General features: G+C 37.4%; 20 protein-coding genes and 1 pseudogene. 8 read left to right on the forward strand and 13 right to left on the reverse strand.

What is annotated here, in order from left to right:
• Positions 1-164: 164 nt before the first annotated feature.
• Together HF876_RS18855 and HF876_RS19245 are read left to right on the forward strand one after the other, a co-directional pair.
• Positions 165-935 (forward strand): annotated as a pseudogene (locus HF876_RS18855) (DNA topoisomerase); the annotation flags it as partial.
• Positions 936-1,109: 174 nt separating this feature from the next.
• A complete protein-coding gene (locus tag HF876_RS19245; protein WP_346764037.1) occupies positions 1,110-1,334 on the forward strand; it encodes a topoisomerase C-terminal repeat-containing protein in 225 nt (74 codons plus the stop codon).
• A gap of 70 nt (positions 1,335-1,404) precedes the next feature.
• Here the strand turns inward: HF876_RS19245 and HF876_RS05525 are convergent, their stop codons facing one another.
• Both HF876_RS05525 and HF876_RS05530 read right to left on the reverse strand, forming a co-directional pair.
• Positions 1,405-2,451 (reverse strand): DmpA family aminopeptidase, encoded by a 1,047-nt coding sequence (locus HF876_RS05525; RefSeq protein ID WP_169359112.1) that lies wholly within the window; start codon positions 2,449-2,451, stop codon positions 1,405-1,407.
• Between the two features lie 12 nt (positions 2,452-2,463).
• Positions 2,464-3,855 carry a bifunctional metallophosphatase/5'-nucleotidase gene (locus HF876_RS05530; RefSeq protein WP_169359068.1) on the reverse strand — a complete coding sequence of 464 codons (1,392 nt, stop codon included), beginning with the start codon at positions 3,853-3,855 and terminating at the stop codon, positions 2,464-2,466.
• Positions 3,856-4,076: 221 nt separating this feature from the next.
• Here HF876_RS05530 and HF876_RS05535 point away from each other — a divergent pair, with 221 nt between their 5' ends.
• The 4 genes from HF876_RS05535 (at position 4,077) to HF876_RS05550 (ending at position 9,675) form a co-directional block, all read left to right on the forward strand.
• Positions 4,077-4,493 carry a TspO/MBR family protein gene (locus HF876_RS05535; RefSeq protein ID WP_346764038.1) on the forward strand — a complete coding sequence of 139 codons (417 nt, stop codon included), beginning with the start codon at positions 4,077-4,079 and terminating at the stop codon, positions 4,491-4,493.
• Positions 4,494-4,713: 220 nt separating this feature from the next.
• The gene (locus HF876_RS05540) at positions 4,714-5,355 is read left to right on the forward strand and encodes a hypothetical protein (protein ID WP_169359069.1); all 642 of its coding nucleotides are present in this window, start codon (positions 4,714-4,716) and stop codon (positions 5,353-5,355) included.
• 164 nt (positions 5,356-5,519) lie between these two features.
• Positions 5,520-5,960: a hypothetical protein gene (locus tag HF876_RS05545; RefSeq protein ID WP_169359070.1), complete on the forward strand. Its 441-nt coding sequence runs from the start codon at positions 5,520-5,522 to the stop codon at positions 5,958-5,960.
• A 424-nt stretch (positions 5,961-6,384) separates the two neighbouring features.
• Positions 6,385-9,675, forward strand: a complete 3,291-nt coding sequence (locus HF876_RS05550) for a DUF6359 domain-containing protein (protein ID WP_240949654.1) — start codon at positions 6,385-6,387, stop codon at positions 9,673-9,675.
• Positions 9,676-9,731: 56 nt separating this feature from the next.
• Here the strand turns inward: HF876_RS05550 and HF876_RS05555 are convergent, their stop codons facing one another.
• The 5 genes from HF876_RS05555 to HF876_RS05575 form a co-directional block, all read right to left on the reverse strand.
• On the reverse strand, positions 9,732-10,583 hold the full coding sequence (locus HF876_RS05555; protein ID WP_169359071.1) for an MBL fold metallo-hydrolase: 852 nt from the start codon (positions 10,581-10,583) through the stop codon (positions 9,732-9,734).
• A gap of 292 nt (positions 10,584-10,875) precedes the next feature.
• A complete protein-coding gene (locus HF876_RS05560; RefSeq protein ID WP_169359072.1) occupies positions 10,876-11,790 on the reverse strand; it encodes an exonuclease domain-containing protein in 915 nt (304 codons plus the stop codon).
• A gap of 93 nt (positions 11,791-11,883) precedes the next feature.
• A complete protein-coding gene (locus HF876_RS05565; RefSeq protein ID WP_169359073.1) occupies positions 11,884-12,732 on the reverse strand; it encodes a YflT domain-containing protein in 849 nt (282 codons plus the stop codon).
• A 706-nt stretch (positions 12,733-13,438) separates the two neighbouring features.
• On the reverse strand, positions 13,439-13,876 hold the full coding sequence (locus tag HF876_RS05570; protein ID WP_169359074.1) for a YusW family protein: 438 nt from the start codon (positions 13,874-13,876) through the stop codon (positions 13,439-13,441).
• Positions 13,877-13,957: 81 nt separating this feature from the next.
• On the reverse strand, positions 13,958-14,206 hold the full coding sequence (locus HF876_RS05575) for a hypothetical protein (protein WP_205964018.1): 249 nt from the start codon (positions 14,204-14,206) through the stop codon (positions 13,958-13,960).
• A gap of 427 nt (positions 14,207-14,633) precedes the next feature.
• Between HF876_RS05575 and HF876_RS05580 the strand changes: the two genes are divergently transcribed.
• Positions 14,634-18,371, forward strand: coding sequence for a S8 family serine peptidase (locus HF876_RS05580; protein ID WP_169359075.1), 3,738 nt, complete (start codon positions 14,634-14,636; stop codon positions 18,369-18,371).
• Between the two features lie 107 nt (positions 18,372-18,478).
• On the opposite strand, the gene HF876_RS05585 is transcribed toward HF876_RS05580, so the two are convergent.
• The 5 genes from HF876_RS05585 to HF876_RS05605 all read right to left on the reverse strand — a co-directional run bounded on the left by HF876_RS05585 (position 18,479) and on the right by HF876_RS05605 (position 24,382).
• Positions 18,479-19,465, reverse strand: coding sequence for a YecA family protein (locus HF876_RS05585; RefSeq protein WP_169359076.1), 987 nt, complete (start codon positions 19,463-19,465; stop codon positions 18,479-18,481).
• A 114-nt stretch (positions 19,466-19,579) separates the two neighbouring features.
• The gene (locus tag HF876_RS05590; RefSeq protein ID WP_169359077.1) at positions 19,580-20,962 is read right to left on the reverse strand and encodes a sensor histidine kinase; all 1,383 of its coding nucleotides are present in this window, start codon (positions 20,960-20,962) and stop codon (positions 19,580-19,582) included.
• Positions 20,959-21,633 carry a response regulator transcription factor gene (locus tag HF876_RS05595; protein WP_169359078.1) on the reverse strand — a complete coding sequence of 225 codons (675 nt, stop codon included), beginning with the start codon at positions 21,631-21,633 and terminating at the stop codon, positions 20,959-20,961. The genes HF876_RS05590 and HF876_RS05595 overlap by 4 nt, the downstream gene beginning before the upstream one ends.
• A 426-nt stretch (positions 21,634-22,059) precedes the next feature.
• On the reverse strand, positions 22,060-22,254 hold the full coding sequence (locus HF876_RS05600; RefSeq protein ID WP_169359079.1) for a hypothetical protein: 195 nt from the start codon (positions 22,252-22,254) through the stop codon (positions 22,060-22,062).
• A gap of 25 nt (positions 22,255-22,279) precedes the next feature.
• Positions 22,280-24,382 carry an MMPL family transporter gene (locus HF876_RS05605; RefSeq protein ID WP_169359080.1) on the reverse strand — a complete coding sequence of 701 codons (2,103 nt, stop codon included), beginning with the start codon at positions 24,380-24,382 and terminating at the stop codon, positions 22,280-22,282.
• 192 nt (positions 24,383-24,574) lie between these two features.
• Between HF876_RS05605 and HF876_RS05610 the strand changes: the two genes are divergently transcribed.
• Positions 24,575-24,973, forward strand: a complete 399-nt coding sequence (locus HF876_RS05610) for a hypothetical protein (protein ID WP_169359081.1) — start codon at positions 24,575-24,577, stop codon at positions 24,971-24,973.
• 47 nt (positions 24,974-25,020) lie between these two features.
• On the opposite strand, the gene HF876_RS05615 is transcribed toward HF876_RS05610, so the two are convergent.
• Positions 25,021-25,785, reverse strand: coding sequence for a 3-hydroxybutyrate dehydrogenase (locus HF876_RS05615; protein ID WP_240949656.1), 765 nt, complete (start codon positions 25,783-25,785; stop codon positions 25,021-25,023).
• Between the last annotated feature and the right edge of the window lie 3 nt (positions 25,786-25,788).

The raw sequence follows: 25,788 nt of genomic DNA on the forward strand, positions 1-25,788 counted from the left end.
TCAATAATAGATTAAACTAAAAGCCAACCTCTAGCATGTACAATAAATATGTCCACCTATCTTTATAGCATACTTTGCTGTTTACTTGTAGGTTAAGCGTTTCCAAACTTTGTTTATGTCCAATTTAGTTATGTCCATTCTTTTTTAGATAAAGAACTGATTCTCGTCACATTACTCCAAATGAGTTTGCCTATATCGTCGGACAAGTGGATGAGTACCAAAAACTAATCAATAAACCGTTCCCAATAGCCTCTCGCTCTCCAAAAAAACGTTATGTGGATAGCTCAAAGGTACAGGAGCATTATGCTATTATCCCAACTAAAAAGATTCCATCTCAATCTGTACTTGCCAGACTGTCACCGATAGAGAGAAATCTTTACGAGGAAATTATTCGTACGACGCTCGGGATGTTTCATACGGACTATCTTTATACAGAAACAAAGGTTACCACTGAGGTAAACGGATTGCTATTCTTTACAACCGGCAAAACAGAGGTCGACAAAGGCTGGAAGGCTCTTTTTATTCAGTCATCTAATGAAAAGGAAAAAGAAGAACCAACGCTTCCTCCTTTAACCGAGCAGGAATCAGTAGCAAGTAAGATTGAAATTAAAGAAGGCAAGACAACTCCTCCAAAACCATATACAGAGGGTCAATTAATCGCAATGATGAAAACCTGCGGTAAGCTAATAGAAGATAAAGATGAAACGGAGATTTTAAAGGAAGTAGAAGGTCTAGGAACCGAGGCCACGAGAAGTGGGATTATTGAAACCTTAAAAAGACATAACTATATAAAGGTAACCAAAAATATTGTTTCTATTACTGATAAAGGGCGTGTTCTTTGTCAGGCTATTGAAGGAAACCTTCTCTCCAGCCCTTCTATGACTGCTAAATGGGAAAACTATCTACGGAAAATAGGAAATGGTGAAGGCTCTCAAGATCGTTTTCTTGGTAGCATAGCTAAGTTTATCTATAGCCTGATTAATGAAACACCTACCCAACTTAAAACCAAAAACATTACGATCAAGCTTCCTCCAAGAGAACCAAGTTCGAAATATGCAAAGTTTAAGCAGGAACCGATTGCTCCATGCCCTAAATGTGGACAAGGATCCATTGTAGCACGTAAAAATTTTTACGGCTGTACCAATTATAAAAATGGGTGTACTCAAACATTTAATGGATTTTTCTTAAAGAAAAAAATTACTCCCAGTCAAATCAAGCTGCTTTGTACAAAAGGAATAACAAACACTATCAAGGGGTTTGAAGCTGAAAATGGTCAAAAGTTTGATGCAAAGCTTGCTCTAGAAGAAGGCAAAGTAAAACTAGAGTTTAAATAACCCAGACTGTTTATATGTTAAAGAGTGAAAGGAACCGAGCCATTTACCTCGATTCCTTTCGCTTTTTCTTTTATTCAAATGGATAGGCGTACGCTGTCTCACCAAGACGTCCTTTTGTAGTAACGGCTTGAGATAAGGAGTTTACAATCGCCTCCTCTGTCACTTCTGCTGCAGCTTGGAATAGATCATTCATGACAGCATGATCATCCCTTAGGACACTCCTTGGTTCCACGCTGTTTTCGGAGACATGTGGTATTTTATGAGCAGTTGAAAATGCAATAACAATATCGCCACTTCCATTGCTAAAGTGACTCCCTGTCCTCCCTAATCCAATACCACAACGCTTGGCCACTCGCTTAAGCTGGCTATTTCCGAGAGGTACATCCGTTGCCAAAACTATTATGATGGAACCATCTGCTGGTATAGGATATGACGGTACGGAACTATCACCCTTTGCTTTATATCGTTCAGCCTGGAATTCTTCTTTCTTTCCAAAGTTACTTAGCACCATGCACCCGATAGTATAGGCTGTATCGCTGGAGGTATCATACACTATTCTGGAGGATGATCCTATCCCTCCTTTATGACCGAAACAAATCATTCCTTTCCCTGCACCAACCGCTCCTTCTAAAGATGCCTCTGAAGTTGCATTTTGAATTGCCTCTACTGCATGCTTAGGTTCCACTGGAAGCTCACGTATAGAATTTAGTCTCCCATCGTTACATTCTCCAACCACAATATTGATCGTACCTGTAGACACCCCAATATCAGGATTTTCTTTTAGCATATACGTCAAGGTACCTTGCGTAACCGCTGGGACGCCAAATGTATTGGTTAGCATAATAGGAGCCTCAATAACCCCTAACTCATCTACCTGTACGAGACCAGTTGTTTTGCCAAAGCCATTTAATATATAGCTAGCTCCGACCACTTTTTGATGAAATAGGTTATCGCCATGTGGAAGTATGGCAGTGACTCCTGTACAAGCATGCTCACCCTCACTAAGTTGGTGATCTAGTGTTACATGGCCAACTTGGACTCCTGCTACATCAGTAATGCAATTTTTTTCGCCCACTGGTAGTTTTCCGATTGTAACGCCACGTTGTCGTATTTTCATTGGTTTCATATGCTATCCCCTTATTTTAGCTACTTGCTTCCATCTATTTTGATAAGCAGACTCTACAAACTCAGGTTTCTCTCCATATATTCGAATGATATCCTTAATTTCTTCTGCCCAATAGGTTTCATTGCGATTAATGGCTAAACTAGGATAACCAGATCCCCTATGCAAATAGTCAGAGCTTGCAACTAAATACCATTTCTCTTCTTCCATTGGAAACTCATTTAAATAGATACTTTTAATATGTTTTCCATCGTGCTCAACTTCTAGTCCAGACACGTGTAATCTTCCCACAAATCTCCCCCTAAAACCTGGACCTCTACCCTCGGCCAAGCAAACCTGGGCATCTAAGGATGATTGCAGTGCTTCCTGAATATGTTTTCCTTGAATCTCAAAAAGAGTAGGATTCAAGGGAGAAGGACAAATTTCTATTAGTTTTTTTCTAGACATCTCATGGAAGATACCTGCATTACAAATACCACTGTTAATAAGTCCAATGTCTGCCTTTAGCATATCCTTCAATCCATCAGCAATCAGATTACTAATAGGATTCTCCTCCACTACATCGTGCCAAAGAGGATTCCCTAAGGTATATAGCGGTTGACTTAATACGTTAACTGCCTTTGTTTTATTCACTTTTAAAACTGAAATAACCTGAGGGTCCTCTTGTATTTCTTTAGTTGATATAGTCTGTGAGTGGATTAGGTCGACCTTTCCTCTTGTCACTTCTATTTCAACTATTCCTAGGTACTCCCCATAGTTACCAGCACTATTCATAATCGTATTATTAATTAATTTCGCTTCTGTGAATAGTTTATGGTCATGAGCTGATATGATAATATCAATTTCCTCTATTTCATTGGCTAACGGTTCATCTGCAAATGTGCCCACGTGGCTTAACAGAATACATACGTCATATTTCCCTTTGTTTCTTTGAATCTCTTCCTTGATAGCAACCGTATAATCACTCATGTAGAGGCCAAGACCCTCGTTAAACACTCCCATATCAGGGGAAGAGCCTGTAATGAGGAGACGCAAACCGTTCTTTTCTAGAATCGTACTCTTACATACTCCCTTTATAGCTGTTAAATCTTTTTTCACTAAATTGTTACTTATAAAAGGAATTGAGCTATTACTAGCCATATGTTCTAGCGTATCGACTCCGTTGAACATTTCGTTGTTACCGATTGTAATTGCATCATAACCACCAGCCTCTAGTAGCTCGAGGGCCGCTATCCCCCTAGTCCCCTGTAGCTCGATGCTTTTAAAATCTGCAAAATCTCCTCCATCTAATACAATCGTATTTTCATCTCGATGCTTTCGAATTAAAGAAACGATCTTTTTATAATTATCAAATTGACTATGTATATCATTCGTATGTAAGATTTTTAATCTTGTCATGAGCTATGTCTCCCCCTAATTATTCTCCTATCATATCATATTCTAATAATTCCATTAACTCTAATATTTTCAAAATTTAAGCGTATTCCAATGTAATTAGGGAATAATTTTTACATAAGACTATTTAGGAGGTAATCAAATGGAAGTATTAAAAGTAAACGGTGAGTTAGATAAAAAAAAAACTAGCTATTAGCATTCTAGTACCTGTTATAGGAGGTTCTATTACAGGCTGGTTAGCCAATCGTAATGCACAAAAAAAATACAAAAAGCTTAAACAGCCTTCCTTCGCTCCCCCTGCTCCTGTCTTCCCTATAGTATGGACGTCCTTATACGCAATGATGGGACTAGCCAAATATCGAGCTGATCAAAAAGTTCAACAAGGGGATAAGGAATCACCTGCAATTCCTCTCTATGACTTACAGCTAGGTTTAAATTTCTTATGGTCTTTCTTGTTTTTCCGTTGGGGTCTTAGAGGAACAGCACTTATTGAAATGACCATTTTATTAGGTGCCATAGCCATGACAGCATATGAATTCCAAAAGAAAGATACTACTGCCGGCGCATTAATGGTACCGTACATCGGATGGGTAACCTTTGCCTTAGGATTAAACTTTGCAGTATGGAAGTTAAATAAATAAATTGAGAACACCAGATTTTGTAATCTGGTGTTTTTTAACCTATTGTTTTGATACAATTAATGTAAATTAATAAAATATATAGGTTTATATAAGTCTTAAAAATTATGATGACGTTGCGAAATATCATATTAAAACAGTTTAATTAGGATAAAAATTAAAGGCTAATTTTCAACTTACCGAATATATTTTTAATAGTACAAAATGTATAGTGGGGGGATAAATGGTGTTACATAACCAGAACGAGAGATTTTCAAAGATTGACACAGAACGTTTAAATATTGTTGATAAGTCTGGAAAAGTAAGACTTTCCTTGTTTAATGATGATAATATTCCACCGGCTATAATGGATGGGGTAGATATTCTTCCAGGTCACAGGAAAAATGATCCTATTTCAGGCTTAATGTTTTATAATGCAGAGGGTGATGAATGCGGCGGCTTAATTTATGGGAATGAAGTTAAGGAAAATGGAGATTACAGTGCCTTTGCTTCACTTACCTTTGACCAATATAAACAGGACCAAGTTGTACAAATGAGGTATGTAGGCGAAAACGGGAATCATAATTATGGGTTTGCCATTTTTGATAGACCAAATAAAAATCTTGGAGAAATGATAAAGAGAACTAATCAAATTGAGAAATCGGATCTTACAACTATAGAAAAAGAAGAAGCAATAGAGAAAGAGTATGCGGGGAGTGTTCAACGAGCATATATGGGTAAAGCCGAAAATGGAGATATTTCGGTACAACTAATGGATAGCAAAGGGAATTCACGCATAAGAATGGTTGTTGACGAAAACGATATACCTAAATTAGAGTTCCTTGATGAAAAAGGGAAAGTTACATATAAACTCCCACCTGATTAAGTGGGATGCACTTCCAGTAACCTTTGCCTTAGGATTAAACTTTGCAGTATGGAAATTAAATAAATAAATTGAGAACCCCAAATTGTATAAACAAATCTGGGGTTGTTTGTTCATTTGTTTTGATATACTTAATGGAATAGATAAACACATTAGGGAGTGACAATATGAAAAATATAAAACTAACAATGATGGAAGCAGTTTTACTAGAATCCTTACGAAGTAATGGCGTATCCAACCAGGAATTACTAGATTGTTTAGATGGTCGTTCCTGGGAGGAGACTTTTTCTACCGAATATGAAACATTACTTAATATTTACAACCAAGATAAACAACAATTTATTGAGCTCTTGGAAAATGGTTACTCCGTCAAATTTATTACTTTTAATGGTTTAAGGAACTTACTTAAAATGAAATTCAACAAACTAGAGGAACAGGACTATAAAATTGTCGATAATACGTTTGAATTATTAGAGCTTAACCCCCAACAATTAAGTACTCTAAGACAGCTTCTTTCTATTAACTGGGTAGTAGAAGAGCATGAGCGAGAAGGATTAGATACTGACTCGATTCTAGTTAAATTAAAGCCTGTTGTGGTGCCTGAATAATCCATCGTTTAGCTAAAGTAGCAGGATCCTTTTCAGGTCCTGCTAAATTGGCTAACTCTTCTTAGGAGGTGAGCAATAAGCAACCAACGGTCCATACTAGAGCAGTTAATGTTGTTTACCTGCCTCACCTTTCTCCCTGGATTCTCCTCCTGTCTCTCCAAAAGAAGTTGTTAAGCTGATATCGATTCTACTATATTATTAAAAAGCTTATATTCCTAATACTTATTATTCAGCATCCTTTCTACCTCTCCGATATTTACTACTACATTTAAGTAAATCAATTATCCTAGTTTTCTCCTCACTTCCCCCTACCTCTATCCTGTTTTTAATAAAAAAACTAAAAATTTATGGAAATTAAATAATTTTGCAATAATCCTCTGCTATACTCCTTTTGAACTTAAAATATTTTCCTAGGAGTGAATGTATGATAAAAAGAGTGAGCGATAAAAGTGCAGTTAGCAAGATATTCCTTTCGCTACTGTTAATTGTTTCCATGGTTATTCCTTTTCTATCTGTATCCAAAGTCGAAGCAGCTGAACCTATTTCAGTGGCAGACGCAATTAGCAACAATACCGGAACAGCAACCATACAAGGATATATAGTAGGTACCGCATCGTCTGGCACATCTTACGACCAAGATGCGCCCTTTACTGTAGCAACCAATATTGGCTTAGCTGATTCTCCGGAAGAGACTGATCCAGCTAATATTCTCCCAGTACAGCTTCCGACCGGTACTGTACGTTCTGGACTAAATTTAGTAGACAATCCAAGCTTGTTCCAAAGTGAGGTTACGGTAACAGGAACTTTGGCTGCCTATTTCTCAGTTCCTGGCATGAGAAGCGCAAGTGCCTATACTATAATTTCTGAAGGAGAGACCCCGCCGACTGACGTTGAAATAGTGGACAATATTGCAGAAGCGCGAGCTATTACAGACCAAAATAAAGTGATACGTGTGACTGGAACCGTGACAACTGGTCTTGGCTATTGGGGAGGTAAAGCTTTCTATATTCAAGATGAAACTGGTGGTCTCTATGCATATACTAGCTCTGCTGATTTAGAACCAGGGGATATCGTTGAATTAGAAGGAAAGGTTAGCCCATATAGTGGAGAGCTGCAAATTCAGCCTACTACTATAAAAAAGCTCTCTTCTGGTAACCCTTTACCGTCTGTTCAAGAAATAACACCTGCGGGAGTCAATGAACAGACACAAGGAGAAAGAATACTATTAAATAATGTAACGATTTCTAATTTAACAGCGGTTAATGATTTCGGAACTTTTGAATTCACTGCCACACACGAAAACGGTGAATCGATCATTATTCGCAATGATAATCGCAACGGTCTTGATTATGAAACCTTTACTAAGCAATATAAAAATGGTGATCTAATTAATGTATCAGGTATTGGATCCATTTTTAACACTACTTACCAAGTTAAAACACTTGGTTTAGAAAGCTTTGAGCAAGTAAACAAGCCTGCCGTGTATCCAAATATTTACCCCGGAACTGTCTCTGAAGGAACAGAAATTACATTAACAACTCCTTGGGATAATGCAAGTATTTATTACACACTAGATGGCTCTGCCCCAACGGTATTAAGTACAAAATATACCGAACCAATTACATTAACAAAAGATACAACGATTAAAGCAATCGCAATTGGAGACACTACCTCTGAAATTTTTACATTTACGTATAACGTTTTAAAAACACAGAACCTTTCTATTCGTGATATCCAAGGACAAGGTCACTTTTCTGATTATGAAGGTGCGACTGTACAAAATGTTACTGGTGTAGTAACACACTTGTATAATTCAGCTAATTTTGTTATTCAGGATATCAACCCAGATGATAACCACCATACATCTGAAGCAATTATTGTTAATAAAAGCTCTAATGGTTTAAAGGTTGGCGACTTAGTGACAGTTGCCGGGACAGTAGAGGAATGGTATTACGATGGCTATTCTGACATGAAAGCAAATGACCTACCAATCACTAGAATCAGAGCTACTGAAACACTTAAAACAGGAACTGCAGAGCTACCAGAACCATTAGTAATCGGAGAGGATATTCATCCTCCGACAGAGCTTATTGATAACGATGGTCTGACTTCCTTCGATCCTTTTGAGGATGGAATAGACTTTTGGGAATCCGTGGAGTTAATGCGCCTAGCTGTGCCAAATGCAAAAGTCGTTGGACCTCAGGATTATGGTGAAATTGTGGTCGTGGCTGGCAACTCGGTTAATACTACATTTAATGCTCTAGGTGGTATTAATATTTCTGCTGATGACTATAACCCTGAAAGAATTACAGTATTAATCGATAATGAGAACTATGATGCAAAATCTGGTGATTATTTTACAGAGGAGATTGTCGGAGTCATGGGCTTTGGTTTTGGAAACTTTAAGCTATGGACTGATGAGGAATCGCTCCCTCCTATCACTCGTGTTGAAAAACCTATTACGATAACAGAAATCGTTCCAAGCGAAGAGAAGCTGACGGTCGCTGCTTATAATATAGAGAACTTCTCCGCTAACATCGAAAGCACACCAAACGAGAAGGTTGTAAAAATTGCACGATCATTTGTTGAAAATATGAAATCCCCAGATATTATTACATTAGTAGAAGTTCAAGATAACGACGGTCCTACTGACTCTGGAAATTCCGATGCTTCTGCGAGCTATGAGCGGTTAATTGCTGCCATTGTGGAGGAAGGCGGACCTGCGTATGCATGGACGGATATTGCACCTGAATATAATCGTGATGGTGGACAACCTGGGGGAAATATTCGAGTTGGCTACCTATACAACCCGGAAAGGGTAACACTTTCTGAGGGTACGAAAGGAAGTTCAACTGATTCGGTTGCTTGGGATGAGGGAGGAAATCTCACTTTAAATCCTGGACGTATTTTAGACTTACCTTTGGAAAATACCCGTAAGCCCCTTGCTGCACAATTTGAGTTCCAAGGTGAAAAAGTAGTTGTAATCGGTGCTCACTTAAATTCTAAGGGTGGAGATCAACCTTTATTCGGGAAAAACCAGCCACCTTTGTTAGGTTCAGAGGCTGAGCGAATCGAGATTGCGACTATGATTAACAATTTCGTAAAAGCAGGACAAGCAAAAGACCCTAACTTGAAGGTGATAGTGGCCGGAGATATGAATGACTTTGAATTTACTCCTGCATTAGCAGCTTTAAAGGGTGGAATATTAACTAATATGGTAGAGAAGGTTCCTGCAGGTGAACGATTCTCCTATTACTATCAAGGGAACAACCAAGTCTTAGACCATATTTTAATAACAAATAATTTAGTAGAAAAAACAGCAGTGGATATGATTCATATCAACGCTAACTATATGGATATTCATGGACGTGCTTCTGACCATGACCCAATTATTATTCAAGTTGACTTGAAGGAACAAGAGTCACCACCATCTCTGCCTAAAATCCTTAATCTAAAAGTGGATAAAAAGCATATTAAAATAGATGTTAATAAATCATCAACATTTAAGCTTACCGCTATGTTAAAGAACAAAGGAAAGAAAAATTCTACTATTGATGTAACTGCAGATGCAGAATATAGTGGCTATGATACAAATATCATTTCTGTTAATGAGGGAGTAATTACGGCTAAATCTGCTGGAAGTACTACCATTAAAGCTACTTATAGTAACAAATCCGTTACTATTAAAGTAACTGTACAAGCAGCAAAAAAGTGATACCCATTCACAAAAGAATCCTATCCCTTTTCAAAGGTGATAGGATTCTTTTATGTTTATTCATGGTCTAAAAATTTCCCGTGGCTTGGTTTGGCAATTCGTTTAAATTCACTAACTAATAAATGAAGATTGCTTTTAAGTATTTCACCGCGCATTGGAAGTCCGTGACCAGTTACCGCTATATCAGGCTTCAAGGAATCTAGAAGTTTTACGGAGTATTCTGCATCCTCCCAATTTGTTGTCAAATAACGAGGGGGTCCACTTATTTCTTGTTCTTGTGTAAACACCTTGTATAAATACTCTTGTTTGACCGTAACAAATGCATCACCGGCGATCAATAGTCCATCTTCTTTTCTAAATAGCGAAACATGCCCTGGGGAATGACCTGGAGTATGAAACCACTTAAAACCTGGCATAAAAGGAACAGAGCCATCCTCTGGTAAGATGTGTACATGATCTCCCAGGTCTATTGCTTTAACAGGAAACATCCCAGACATTTTGGAAACCATTCCTCCTTCTACGGAAGTATCCGGATCTGGGTAATCCTGCGCTCCCGTTAAAAAAGGAAGTTCCAGTGGATGAGCATATACAGGGACATTCCACTTTTCAACTAGCTCTTTAATAGCTCCTACATGATCAAAATGTCCATGTGTTAAGATGATCGCCCTTGGTTTTTTATTCTCACCAAAACGTTCCTCCACTATCTCTATAATCTTATCAGCAGACTTAGGCATTCCAGCGTCTACTAAAACGAAATCATCTGTACCTGGCTTCCCTACTAAACAAACGTTTACAATTTGAATGGTGTAACAAAAGACATCTGGTAGAATCTCTAAACCTACACCACTACCAACAGATGTCGTCGGTATATACTTATAATCGTCTCCGTAAGATATCGAATTGTCCATAATATTTAATCCCCTTCCATTATTATCTTAGTTTCTCTTCCCTCCTCAAATTTATACTTTATTATCGTTTACACTTTTACCGACCATTTTAAACCTTCTATCTCTTTATTTTGTATAAATACCATAAAGTCTCTGCAATAGTCTCGATATATAGCTTCTCTTCTTACATTAATATTTTCCTATGGGGAAACAATAATCCAACCTCTCTCCCAATGATTAAAGAATAATTTAGTGTACGTATAAAAAAACAAAGGATGGCTTTTATAATCATCCTTTGTTTTCATCATAATATTTAATGTTTAACTAACCTTAAAAAATCCTGCTCTCCAACTATTTCTAAAGGAATCCCCTTTTGGATTAAGTCCTCAGCTTTTTGCATTTTGGAGCTTTTTACACCCTCTACATACTTCATAAGCGCTTGATCTCCAACTACTAAAAAGTTTGTATCTATGTCTACGGCCCCTTTACAGGTAGCTCCACGGTCAGCTGCATATTTAGCTGCATTCGATCTTGTCATAGAATCCATTTTCCCTGTAAAAACAATATTTGCACCATAAAATGGATGACGAGTATTTTTCTCAATATTGTCTGGAACTATAAAAGGAAGGGCCATGTCTTCCTTGCTCTTTTTTACTCTGGAAGGGGCTTTCTTAGTATCAAGGGAACTATTAACTTTGATCTTGTGTAAAAGAGACATTTCTTTTAATGAGCTCGTTCTTGTTTTTTTCATTGCTTCGATTGTAATTAATGCTGCAGCTCTTGCATCCTCCAATGCATCATGATGTTTGAATTGGATACTTAAATAGTTGGCTACTGTGGATAGTTTATGGTTGTACAAATCCGGCCATATTTTTTTAGCAATTCTATAAGAACAAGCATATTGGAATTGAGGTTGTTCTTCGTAGCATCTATTAACCGATTCTTTTAGTACGCCAATATCGAAACTTGCATTATGGGCTATAATCGTTTGTTGATCTATATAAGGTTTTAGCTGCGGCCAAAACTCTTGAAATGTCGGTGCATCCTGAACCATGTAATCTGTAATTCCATGAATTTTTGTATTGTAATAATTAAACTCACTAAGTGGATTAATAAGCGTTTGAACTTCTTCTATTATTTCACCATTTCTTACTACTACAATTCCAACTGAACAAGCACTAGTTCGTAAACTATTGGCAGTTTCAAAATCTATTGCAACAAAATCCATGTTTACCACCTCTAATTTTTCGTATGCTACCATTATCTCATACTAGTAGCTTCAGACATAGAAAAACCCTCTAAATAGAGGGGATTTCAATGTTTAATATAATCTATTGACTGGTGAATGTTCATCTAGTTTTTTTTGACGTTCTAGTTTTTCTTCCTGCTGCTGTTGATTAACTCTTCGTTCTTCCTCATTCAGTTCCGCCTGATCGTCTCCAAAAGCTGCTGGACCTAAATTTGGATCTGAACCTGGAGACTGCGACCCATAAGATTTTTCTTCTACAGTTATACTCTCCTCAATGGTAGGACGCTTGTTCTGTACTAACTTGTCCTCTTGCATGGTATGTCCTACATGATTCTCATCTCTTACAAGCAATGGGTCTGTAGCAAAGGTTTCTCCTCTAACAAATTTATCCTGTGGCTCATCTAAACGGCCATCCGTTTCGTTCACCATATTATTTGTAGAGGGAGTAAAGCCACTTTCCTTAGCATAATCTGAGATTGGTGCTTCTCCTTCTGTAAATCGATTTTGCACTACATCTGTTCCTACTGTATCTGTATAATCAGTGGTTGCAGCTGCCTCATCATTCGCGCTAGCTCCTAGGGAATCCCCTTCAGGCACAGCGTCTGTATATAATACAATACTTCCTGAAGCTACCTCTTTTGCATATTGTTCTGCTTCCTCTTCAGTTAAGTCTAGCTTTTTTAGTCCCTCTACAATTGCAGATTCTCCTGTAAACCACGATTTAAATTTGTCTATGAATGTGCCAGCTTCGTGCGTGGTTACATCCGAATAGCGATTTAACGCATTCAAGTGAGTACTCTCTGATGAAATTACATGAATATCACTCTCTTCATATCCCTGTTTTTGCAGATGTTCTAATTTTTCGTACATATCTTCCTCAGTCCGAGCAATTTCAATCTTTCTGTTTGAATTTAAGTTCATGTGTATTCCTCCTGTTTTTTTAGTTTTTATTTAATGTGTTATTGCTTGAATACCCACGTTACAAACTTTCTAACCTCCCCCTCTATTTTTTAACATTAATTTAATATTTTACATATTATATTAATCACGTTATTTCTAATTCTCTACACACGTTCAATCAAGAAAGAACAAGATAATATTGATTTCCGCTTTTACAAATACCTTCTGAAGAGTAGCCTCATTCCACTGGTAAAATTAATTAATTGTTTTAAAATAAAAAAGCTTTGTTAAAGTTATTGGTTGATTTTGACTAACAATTCTTTTTTATAGTGACTGTAAACATTAAAAAAGGAACTTTCAAATGACTATTAAGAACATAAACTAGATTATGAAACTGGGTTGGTGACAGTTTTTAGCTTTGTTTATGCGAGTAAATTTTTTTTATGCTTTGTCGATGCTAAAGCTGTTCCATTTATTGATTGGAGCACCAGACGGCGACTCCTACGGGATAAGTGAGACAGATAGACATCACAACCACGCGCGTAAGCGACGGGTGATGGCTTATCGCTCACCCCGAGGAAAGCGTCCGGCTGGTGCGAACAATCAATTCTACTCTCTGATCTAAGATTTCTTTGCATTATAAATCAACCCTACCTTTAAAATAGCCAATAAAAAAAGGTATCGGAGTTAATCTCCCGATACCTTTTCTCACATTCATAAATAAAATTTATTTATTATCTTTATACTCAATTTCTTGACCATCCTCGTAAAGAATCTCTAGGTCAAATTCAGTATAGTCACTGATTCCAAATGCTGTATTAACCTTTTCTATTACTTCTTCCTTAGTCATATCTTTTGTTAAAGCTAAGTCAGTAAAAATTGGCTTTAAGAATTCGTAAGCTTCATCACCGTGAAGTTTTTGAGAATCTAATGAATTTACATACTCTGCTTCCACTCCGTTGGTTTCCACTTCAAAGGAAGCTTCTACTGCATCTCGCTGTTCAGCAGTATCAATATCTAAATCAAAAGAAGTAAAACCAAACTCGCTTTCTGCTGCTTCAGTGGTAGGCGGATCGCTTACCTCCTCCTTGTCTCCACATGCCCCTAAAAGAAGAGCCGATGATAAAAAAATGCTACTTAATACTTTACCTTTAGTACTAATCATAATAAGTCACTCCTTACTAATTTATTGCTATTACTATTACTAGCATTGTCTAGAAAATGTTTTCTTAAACATTAGTAAGAATTACCCTGGATATCGTTTATCTGTTGCGGAAGTATTTTTAGTCTTACTATGGTTACTTTCATCTTTTACTTTTTGATTTAATTCCTCCATAGGAATGGGATCTACATTTTTCATCGCTTCATCTCTATCAAAGATACTTTCCTTTTCAGTGTCTAGAAGATCAGGATTGTCTAATATACGTCCAGGAATATCTTGTTTTTCTGAATCCTTATGGTTTACGTTATGGTCATTTACATTCTTTTTGTCCATTTTTATCCACTCCTTCTTCGTTTATTTATGTATATCCTTTTTGACAATCACTAAACATTTTCGACATGTTTCGCCAGGATAACTGAACTAAAAGACCTAATAGTATATATTTAGCACTATTTTTACAAAATAGGGGTTTTTTTTATTTTTTTCATCAAAGCATGAAATAAACTCGTAAGAATCATACTCCTTTAGATTTATCACGATTTTCTTTACAAAAACAATCATAAATACCTAACCCTTTATCAATCAAATCCAAGACTATGAAATTACTAAAAAAACAAAATAGTGCGACATATCGATTATTTTCCTTCCATATCTTCTATTTACACGTCTCACCTATACTCTCTCACTCTATTTTAAATGTTCTGAATATATGGTAAGTTCTAGTAGATATATTAAACATATTTAAGAGGAGGAAAAGGGATTGGGAATTAAGAAAAAAACTACTATTCTAGCTGTGGTAACATCGCTAATGTTTAGCTCTGCATCATTAGGATTAGCAAGTCCTGTAGCTGCAAAACAGATAGAAAAATCTATCACCAATACTCAAGTGCAGAAAACACCAAGAGTACCGGAGAGGCTACGAGTTCCAGAGAATCCTAGCGAAAAGGTGCGAATCATTGTGGAACTGGAAAAGGCTCCAGCCATTGAGACAGCAACCAAAAAAGGGGTTTTATACAAGAACCTATCGAAATCTGAAAGAAAATCAGTTGAATCTGCTATTGAAACCGATCAACGTAATGTAAAAGACAAAGTTAAAAGAGTTTCAAAAAACATACAATATAAAGAAGAGTTTACTGCAATATTTAATGGATTCTCTGCTGAAGTAGATGCTAGAGACGTTGCAGGGATTGGCCTAATTGATGGTGTCAAAAGAGTCTATGAATCTACAGAATATGACCGCCCCAAAATAACACCTCAAATGGTGCATTCTAAGGAACTTGTACAAGCCCAATTGGCTTGGGAGAAATATTCCTTTAAAGGGGAAGGTATGGTTGTTGGTGTCATCGATACAGGAATAGATCCTAACCACCGTGATATGGTCCTATCGGATGAAAATACGGGAGAGATTACTTCTGCAGAAGTAAATGCGTTATTAAATGAGGGATCTATTGAACCTGGTTTATTTTTCACTCCAAAGGTTCCATTCGGTTATAACTATATGGATGAAAATACAGAGATTCGAGACATTGGTCCTGATGCTTCCATGCACGGAATGCACGTATCCGGTACAGTAGGTGCTAACGGAGATGAAGAAAATGGCGGCATTAAGGGGGTTGCCCCAGAAGTGCAGCTTCTTGCACTGAAGGTATTTGGTAACGACCCATTATTCCCTTCTACTTATGGAGACGTTTATGTAAAGGCAATGGATGATGCTATTAAACTTGGCGCGGACGCGTTAAACATGTCCCTTGGTTCAACTGCAGGATTTGTAAATAGTGAAAGTCCTGAACAGCAAGCAGTAACTCGCGCGCAAAATAATGGATTACTTGTAGCTATCTCTGCCGGTAATTCTGACATGTTTGGCTCAGGCACTTGGTATCCATATGCTTCTAACCAAGATTATGGTTTAACAGGTTCCCCTTCTGTTTCAGAAGATTCATTTGGAGTAGCTTCCTATGAGAATGATTCCATAACTGCTTCTAGCTTCCAATATGCTTTTGATGGAACTGATGCTGGACGAGCAATGTTCTTACTGGCAAATGATAAGGAGCCTGCTGATTTACCTGGCGATTCCTATGAGGTAGTTGAAGCTGGTTTTGGTACACCAGAGGATTTTGCTAGTAAAGATGTAGCTGGCAAATTTGCTTTAGTTTCTCGTGGTAGTATTTCATTTGTCGAAAAGGGCTTAAATGCTCAAGAAGCAGGCGCAGTTGGAGTTATTGTATATAACAATGCTGCAGGAACTATTAATATGGCTTCTGACCCTGCGATTCGTATTCCGTTTATGTCTGCACTACAAGCTGACGGACTAGCTATCAAAGCTGGAATTGATGCTGGCCAAACAGTAACTGTTTCATTTGATGGTAAATATATTGATACACCAAACCCTACTAAAGGTAAGATGAGTTCATTTACTTCTTGGGGTCCAACACCTAACTTAGATTTTAAACCAGAGATTACTGCTCCAGGTGGCAATATTTTCTCTACATTAAACGATGATAATTACGGATTAATGAGTGGTACATCCATGGCAGCTCCACACGTTGCAGGTGGTACCGCATTAGTGTTAGAGCGTGTAAATGAAGAATTTGGACTAACTGGCGCAGAACGTGTTCAATTCGCTAAAAATCTAATGATGAATACAGCTAAGCCAATTGAGTTAAAAGCTGGTGAATACGTATCTCCTCGTCGTCAAGGTGCTGGAATTATGCAACTTGCTAATGCTTTAGAAACGGATGTCTTAGTTACTAATAGTGCAACTGGCGAAGCTAAAGTAGCATTAAAAGAAATCAGTGGAAATCAATTTAACTTCTCTTTAAAAGCTAAGAACTATAGCAATGAAGCAAAAACTTATAATGTGGATGTACAATTACAAGTAGACCGTCCAGTTAACGCTGGAGCTAACTACGTAACTATTCCAAATGATTCAACTTATGGCTCTTATGTTTTAGAAGAATCAGATGCTGACGTGTCCGCACCTACGACTGTCACAGTTCCTGCAAATGGTGAAACGACTATTCAGGTATCCGTAGACGCTTCTAACTCTGAGTGGTTAAAGCAATACTTCTCTAATGGTTACTTCATCGATGGATTCGTGCGTTTAGTTGATCCTTCTGAAGAAACTTCTGGAAATGTGCCATTAACTGTTCCATTCTTTGGTTTTAATGGATCTTGGGATGATGCTTCAATTTTTGATGAATTCCTATGGGAAGATTTAACGTATTGGGGATTCCAAGGTTTAGCTGACGATAAAGGGAACTTTATCAATGGGTCTACTTTAAATGAAGAGTTTGATCCTACTAAATTTGCTTTCTCCCCTAACGGAGATGGAACTTTAGACAAAGTAATTCCTGTGTACTCATTAATGCGTAACGTTAAAGATCTTCAAATTAATGTGTTAGATGCAAATGGGAAAAAACTACGTACCATTCGAACAGAAAAGTATTTAAGAAAACATTATATTGCTTCCAACGCATATACATTCTCAAATGCAAATGCATGGGACGGCATGATTAACGGTAAACCTGCTGCTGATGGTCAATATAAAATTCAGCTAAGAGGTGTCATCGATTATGCAGGTGCTGAGTGGCAAACTATTGAGTACCCTATTATCTTAGATACAAAAGCTCCTACAGCTGAAATTGCATTTGACTTGGAAACAAAAACACTTACTGTAGCTAATGCAAGCGATCAAGGTGTTGGAATTGATCGTATTGAAGTGTACTTGAATGATGAAGAAATTACGGAAGCTGCAACATTAGAAAGCTATGTAGTAGAACAAGCTAAAGTTGGAGATAAAATTACAGTAAAAGTATGGGATATCGCTGGTAACTCAACCGTAGAAGAAATTACTGTTGAAGAAGCACCTGAAACGGAACCAGCTCCAGAAAAAGAAACAAAAGAACCTGTCATCTACATCCAATCACCTGAGTTTTTCGGTTACTATAAAACAGGTGAAGTTTTAGTACAAGGTACAGTTGAAGATGATTCTAAGATTAAATCATTAAAAATTAATGGAGTACCAGCTAGCTCATTTGACGGCAAAGCATTCTCTCATACGTTATCGCTTAAAGACGGGGTACAAAGTGTGAATGTAGAAGCTATAGACGAATTTGATAATAAAATGGCTATTACTCGCAAAATTATTGTAGATAGTCAAAAACCGACTGTAGAAGCTGTTAAAAAGTCTCTTCCAAAAGGTAAACTAGAGGCAGATGCAGAAAATCCTGTCATCCAAGTAAAGGTTGGAGACAACTTTGATGAAGTTCGCCTTTATTTAAACGATAGCGAAGTCTTCTATCGACCTGTTTCATCTCCGTACGCAATGAATGGCTATAGCGAAACAGTTGATGTAGAGCTACCTTTAGAGCCAGGAAAAAATGAATTTGTTTTAAAAGTTGTAGATTTAGTAGGCCATGAAACTACTCAGACCATTACAGTGGAGAAGAAAGAAAACGGTAAGGGTAATGGCAATGGGAAAGGAAATGGAAAGAAGTAATTCTTCCTAGTCCTTAAGGGTTTCACAAACCTTCCCACATAAAAGAAAGCTCCGAAAATTTACAGTTCGTAAATTTTCGGAGCTTTATTGTTTTTACCTTTACTTTTTTACTGTTTTTCTTCGTAATACGCTAGCAGATCATTATAGTATTTGTTTAAAGAAGATGTTGAAACTTCAAATGTCTCGGCAATTTCTTTAACCGTTAAGTCTAATGGCTCAAAGAAACCTTTATCTTGTCCAAATCTTATGGCACCTGCAGCTATTGCTACTTCTTTTCTAGCATTAGGCTGTTGCTCAAATAAATAATCTTCTACAGCTTCTATCAATTTAGTATAGTCACGTTGATTTTTTTCTAGAAAATCCATCGCTTGCTGAAGTACCCCTGCTTCAAAGAAGGTATACTCTCCACCCTGATAGCCATTTTTACCAAGGGCAACCCAAAGTTTCAAGCCATTTTCTTTAAGGAATTCTTTGTCTGTTGTATCCTTGCCTGATTTAAATTCTTTCGTAAACTCCTCAAATACTACCTTATGATCCGTAGGGAAAAACACAAGACTTGAAACAGCCAAGTAATGGTTGTCTCCTTGGCCATCCGGCAATATAAAGCAATATATATGCATGCCAGTCGGAACCGGCTTATCATTTTCTCTTCTGAGTAAGATTACTTCATTGGTCAATATATGCTTGACAGTTAAATACTCCGCCTCCACAACCGTTACCTCTCCAACAAAAGCACTTGGCTCATTCCAGCTATCTAACACCTTCAACGTCGAAGGGCGAGCTATTTTCTTACGTTGCTTTTCTAAATAACCTGTCCAAATATCTAAACGTTGGTGAAAGAAGAATTCATCCATTGCTATTGCTTCTATCATTTCCTGCTCCATAAAGCCTTTTAAGGATTTAATCCACGTTGCAGCATAATCTCCAAAAGCTGTATAATCTTTTCTTTCTGGATATTCATCATAAAACGTCTGTAACACTCGTTCTAATTCTTCCGTTTTAACTTCCTCTATAGAAATAGTCTGTTTAGACTCACAGCATTTTTTATATTTTTTCCCACTACCACATGGACAAGGATCATTTCGTCCTATCATTTAAAACACTTCCTTCTTATATGCTAAGTGCTTATTTTAACACGAATTTCATCCTAAATTAAGTTCTCCCCACAATAAGCAATGAAATAGTTAAATGGAACGTTTAAACTCGGTTTAAAAAGCTATTTGTTTAGGTAACAAAATAACAAATAAGGTCCCCTCGTTTATATTGCTTGTCACTTCTATTTTGCCTTTATGCAATTCAACAATTTCTTTTACAATCGCGAGACCTAGACCGGAGCCTTCCTTTGTTCTAGATGAATCTATACGGTAGAATCTCTCAAAGATTTGATCTATCTCTTCTTCCTTCATACCAATTCCGCTGTCTTGGAAGGAAATTCTTACATAGTCACTACCGTCTATCACTTTAATAGAAATTTCACCTTCTGCTACATTATATTTAATAGCATTCGTTAGCACGTTATCCCATACGTTTTCCAACAAATCTATATCTCCATAATACATAACAGGTTCCATCTCATAAGAAAGATCCATATTCTGCTCTTCTATTCTCCATCTATACTTGTAAATGACCTTCTTAAGCTGTTCGTCTAATCTAAAATCAGATTTCCTTACTGGTCTTGCAGATTGATCCAGAGAGGTTAACAACAAAAGTTGCTTGGTCAGATTGGATAATCTTTTCGCCTCCTGATCAATCACCTGAATATAATTTTCTCTTTCTTCCTTACTAAGGTCGGTTGATTTTAAAAGGTCGGCGTACCCTTGTATATTCAAAAGAGGCGATTGGAAGTCATGGGACACATTACTTATAAATGCCTTTCTTGCCTCATCGTTAAGCTCAAGCTGTTTAACCATGTTAGAGAAATTTCTAGCTAGCTGCCCAAGCTCATCGTTACGGGTAATATCTAATTCCACTCGATAATTCTCCACCATTACATGTTTGGTTGCGTCATTCAATTGTTTAATTGGTTTAACTAGTTGCTTAGCCAGTAATAGCATAGAAGTAAGAATTATTACTGCCAGTGCGAGTAGGAAGCCTAACAGCAATAAATGCATATCAGAGAACAGTAGCTGGTTATTTGGACGAATAAATAAACCGTAAACTATTCCTTCATGCTCGAAGGGAATACCAACAGTATTTCTAACACTATTTGCATAATGATTAAAGATAAAAAACTTACCTTGATAATCACGCATCCCATGATAAATATTTCCATTTAAGACTTCCAAACGAATTTCTTCTGGTAGCTCAGTATCTTGGAATGGTTCACCATAAGAATATTCTTCTTCATTTTCATTAATGACATATGCCTGATACCCCAGCTTAGTTATGGATTCTAGATAGTTATTGAAGCCCCCTCCATGCATTTTTTCTAAGACGGAAGTAATTTCTATAGCCACTCCAACGTTTTTCTCATCATTCTTTTCTTTAATTTGTAAATTATAAACGATACTTACAATTAGAAAACCAGCAAGAATACTAATCCCAATAATAAACAAAGTGGCTAAAGTATATTGTCTATACAAGGATCTCATGGTTCTATCACATCCAGCTTATAACCAAGACCTCGCACTGTCTGAATCTCTATCTGAGCCTTTGCTTTCTCTAATCGTTGTCTTAAACGCTTAATATGTGTATTTAATGTTTGGTCGTCTCCCTCATAATCGTAGCCCCATACTTTTTCCATTAAACTAGTTCTTGTGAAAACTTGTTCTGGCTTAGAGGACAATACACTTAAAAGCTCGAACTCCTTTAAAGGCAGTAGAAGGGTTTGTTTACCTACGGTGACCTCATGGGTAGAGCGATTAATGGTTACGTTACCAATTACCATAATTGGCTTAAAAGTCTTGTCCAGTCTACGTAAGATAACTGCAATTCTATAAAGTAATTCCTTTGGCTCAAAAGGTTTTACTAAATAGTCATCTGATCCTGCTAAAAAGCCTTGCTCCTTATCTTCTAATGCTCCTTTAGCAGTCAATAAAATTACCGGAATATCATATTCTTCACTTAAAATTCTCGTCAAAGCAAAGCCATCCATTCCCGGCATCATTACATCTACTATAGCTAAATCTGCCCAATCTTTCTTTAATAAAGTGAGGGCCTCTTCTCCATTTTTAGCTGTCATTACTTCATAACCTGCCCTCTTTAAATGAATCATAACTAATGTCTGTATATTTACATCATCATCTACTACCAGGATATTCATGGATCTACGCCACCTTCTTTAATGCCTGTTTTAAAAGAGGGTGTTTTGTAAGTAACCTTACGAAACACCCTCTAATTGTTTTAAGTTATTATAACAGCTTACAACCTGCCTGTCGGGGCAGAGATAGGCGCTTGCGCTTTTCTTTGTGTCTAGCGCAAGCAGCCTTGCCCCTCGGGGTCAAATGGCTAAAAGCTCCGGTGGCTTTGGACTGCCTCCTCGCTTTTTTCCATTTGCCTGTCGGGGCAGACATAGGCGCTTGCGCTTTTCTTTGTGTCTACCTCCAGCGCCTTGCCCCTCGGGGTCAAATGGATAAAAGCTCCGGTGGCTGTGGAACTGCCTCCTCGCTTTTCTCCATTTGCCTGTCGGGGCAGAGATAGGTGCCTTCGCTTTTCTTGGTGTCTAGCTCCATCGCCTTGCCCCTCGGGGTCAAATGGATAAAAGCTGTGGTGGCTGTGGAACTGCCTCCTCGCTTTTCTCCATTTGCCTGTCGGGGCAGACATAGGCGCTTGCGCTTTTCTTGGTGTCTAGCTCCGGCGCCTTGCCCCTCGGGGTCAAATGGTGAAAAGCTCCGGTGGCTGAAGAGCTGCCTCCTCGCTTTTTCCCATTTGCCTGTCGGGGCAAAGACAGGCGCCTCCGCTTTTCTATATTACTTCTTATCGTTTTCGAATAGGAGTATTAGAGCTGGGAGAAGCATTCCGCGAACTAGGAATGTGTCTATAATGATCCCTATTGATACGATGAAGCCAAAGACGAATAGATCTGCTATTGGCATTGTTGTTAGTGCTGCAAATGTTGCCGCAAGAATGATACCAGCTGAAGAAATTACTCCACCTGTATTACGGATCGCTATTTCCAGAGCGTCTTTTACCTTGTAGTTTTTACGTTCTTCTATGAACCTGGAGACTAAAATTATATTGTAGTCGATCCCAAGTGCAACTAAGAAGATGAAGGAATAAACTGGAACTCGTGTGCTTATTGCCTCGTAACCAAATAACACATCTACAAGGAAAATCCCTAATCCTAATGCTGATAAATAGGAAAGAAGAATAGTTGCCATCATGTATAGAGGCATTTTCCATGATCGAGTCAAAACAAATAATAGAACTACTATTAATAATGTTTCCAATAACACTATCTTATAGATATCACTGCTGTTAGTTTCCCGCTCGTCTACAAGCTTAGCTGTAGTGCCAGCAAAATGAATATCTCCATCAATTTGTGCAGCCTTGAGTATATCCTTACTACTTGTGCGCATATCATCCATATGATCAATTGCTTCAGTAGAATAAGGATTGATATCAAATGCTAGACTATATTTTACTAAGGATTGTTCTTCATTAGCGTTAGTTAACCTCACAGAAGCTACATTCTCTTGCTCCTCAAGTAAGACTCTTAAGTCTTCTACTTGATCATCTGAAAGGTTTGAATTACTTTCTACTAAAATAGACGTAGGAGCAAGCTCACCTTTGTCAAAGTTAGATTCAACTATTTCATAACCCTCACGAGAAGGTAGGTCTTCTGGGAATGACTTAACGGTATCGAATTCAAATTTTAGATTAAACATATTTAAAGCAGTGATAACCATCAATACAAAGACAAGACCACCTGTCAAAAATGGTTTGTTAACAACAAATTTAGCAACTGGCCCCCATATGCCATGTTTTACTTCTTTTTGCTCTCCATACTTTGGTACTTTTGGCCAAAATGCTTTGCGACCAAACAAAGTAAATAAGGCAGGCACTAATGTAATGGAAGCAATCATAATAATAAATACAGCTGTCCCAAAAATTGGTGCAAAGTTTTGATAATCACGGAAATCAGCAAAGAATAGAACAAGCATAGCAGCTAGGACTGTTCCTCCAGCGAAGAATACTGGCTCACCAGTAGCACGCATCGCATATTTCATTGCCTCATATTTACTTTCATAATGATTCAACTCTTCACGATAACGTGAGAATACGAATAACGAATAATCAATTACAGCTGCAAACAATAAAATACTCATAATCGAAGTAGTAGAGTTATTAATTTCTAACCCACCTGCTCCCAAAAGAGCAATCGTTTGGTTTGCTACCTGATAAACGATAACAGTTGCTAACAATGGGATAAATGCCAGCAATGGTGATCTATAAATAACTATTAATAATATTAAAATAATAACTATAGTAGCAAGTAACAATTGGATATCTGCCTGTTCAAATAGCTTTACAGTATCTCCTGCAATACCCGCAGGACCAGTAATATAGAATTGTGTATCCCCAGTGCTTTTAGCTATGTCGTTCCCAATCTTGGAAGCTTCATCATTAATCTCAGCATATTGATCATTTCCTAATCCAGCCTCGAGATTCATAGGTACAATCATAGTTGTACCGTTCTCAGAGATAAAAGATGCTAGTGCTTGTTCTGGTAATGAAGCAATATCAACGATGGTGTCAATCCCATCAATATTTGCTTGTTGAATACCTTCAAGAATATTTTTTACACTTTCAACATTTACTTCTCCATCCTCGTTATGAAAAACTAGGATTCCAGGGGTCCCTTGATCATTAGGGAAGTATTCATCTAATTTTTCACTGGCAATTATAGAAGCTGCATCGTCAGGTAAAGATTGAAAATTAGTTACCTTATACTCTCCAAGTTGTGGCCCAGCACTTAGTCCAATCATGAGGACTAACCAAGCAATAATGGTAATCCACATGCCTCGTTTAGTTGAGACCCAGTCAGTAATTGGGTGTAATAGTTTTTTCATATGAGCGTTTTTCCTCCTTCAAAATTTCTATCAAATAGTTAGTTTACAGAAGGTATATGAACTCTCTATGAACTTTCCTTTTACTTTTATATTCTTTCTAATCAAATTTGAAATATTCAAGTCAAAGTAAATTTACCACTTGTGGAAAAGATATTTAATCATTAAACTGAGGTTTTGAGAGGAGAGATAATAATGGAAAAAACTTGGAGTATACGATTAATTCGTTTTGCAGCATTATTTGGACTGATTGGAACTTATATTGGTTCGCATATGGCGGGCCAGATGGACTACTCACTAAGACCAATCCACGCTCACATACTTTTAGTAGGATGGTTATCTGTCTTTGCATGGGGGATTTTTTATCAAGTATTTACAGTCAAACATAAATGGATGGTAACTGTACAAAGTATTAGTGCCATGATAGGCGCATTAGGATTAACATTGGGCATGTGGATGTATAATCTAAATCCCTTTGACTTAAATGAAACATTGGTTATGGTCTTCTTTATCGTAGGTGGAACTGTTTTACTTTTTGCATTCTTTATGTTCTTAGTTATCACCTTCTTTACCGAAAAATCAAGTAAAGCATAATTTAGATTATTATATAGAAAAGGCCCTTACAAAATAAGGGCCTTTTATTATTGGGCTGTATAACCACCATCTAAAACGATTGCCTGGCCTGTCATTCCTTTGGCAGATTCACTTGCCACGTACAAAGCTAAGTCTGTGATTTCTTGAACGTCTAATAATCTTCTTTGGGGAACTAGGGGATACAATACTTCTTCCAGTACCTGTTCCACCTTGATATTTCTCGTTCTAGCTAAATCTTCAAATTGGTTGCGTACAAGCAATGTATCCACATAGCCTGGACATATTGCATTCACTGTAATTCCATCAGCTGCAGCCTCTAATGCGGCAACCTTTGTTAACCCAATCACCCCATGCTTAGCCGAATTATAGGCGGCTTTTCCTGCAAATCCTATCAAGCCGTTTATAGAAGCCATATTAATAATCCGGCCAAATTGTTGCTTTTTCATGTGTGGTAATGCATATTTCATAGCTACAAAAGGAGCTGTTAGCATTATTTTTATTAATAGCTCGAACTTTTCTGTCGGGAAATCTTCTATTAATGAAACATGCTGCATGCCTGCATTATTTATCAATATATCTATTCTTCCAAAGGAATCTACTGTAGATTCAATGGCGTTCTTTATGTCCTCTTCTTTCGTTACATCACAGACAATACCCTTTACTTGCCCATTTAGAGTGGAGACAGCCTCGTCTAATGCCACTTTATTCAAATCTGAAATAACTACGCTTGCTCCTACCTCTAAAAATGCCTTAGCGACATCATAGCCAATTCCTCTGGCAGCCCCAGTTATAAATACTACTTTACCCTTCAATTG

It is taken from the genome of Psychrobacillus sp. BL-248-WT-3 (genome assembly GCF_012843435.1).
Lineage (GTDB): Bacteria > Bacillota > Bacilli > Bacillales_A > Planococcaceae > Psychrobacillus.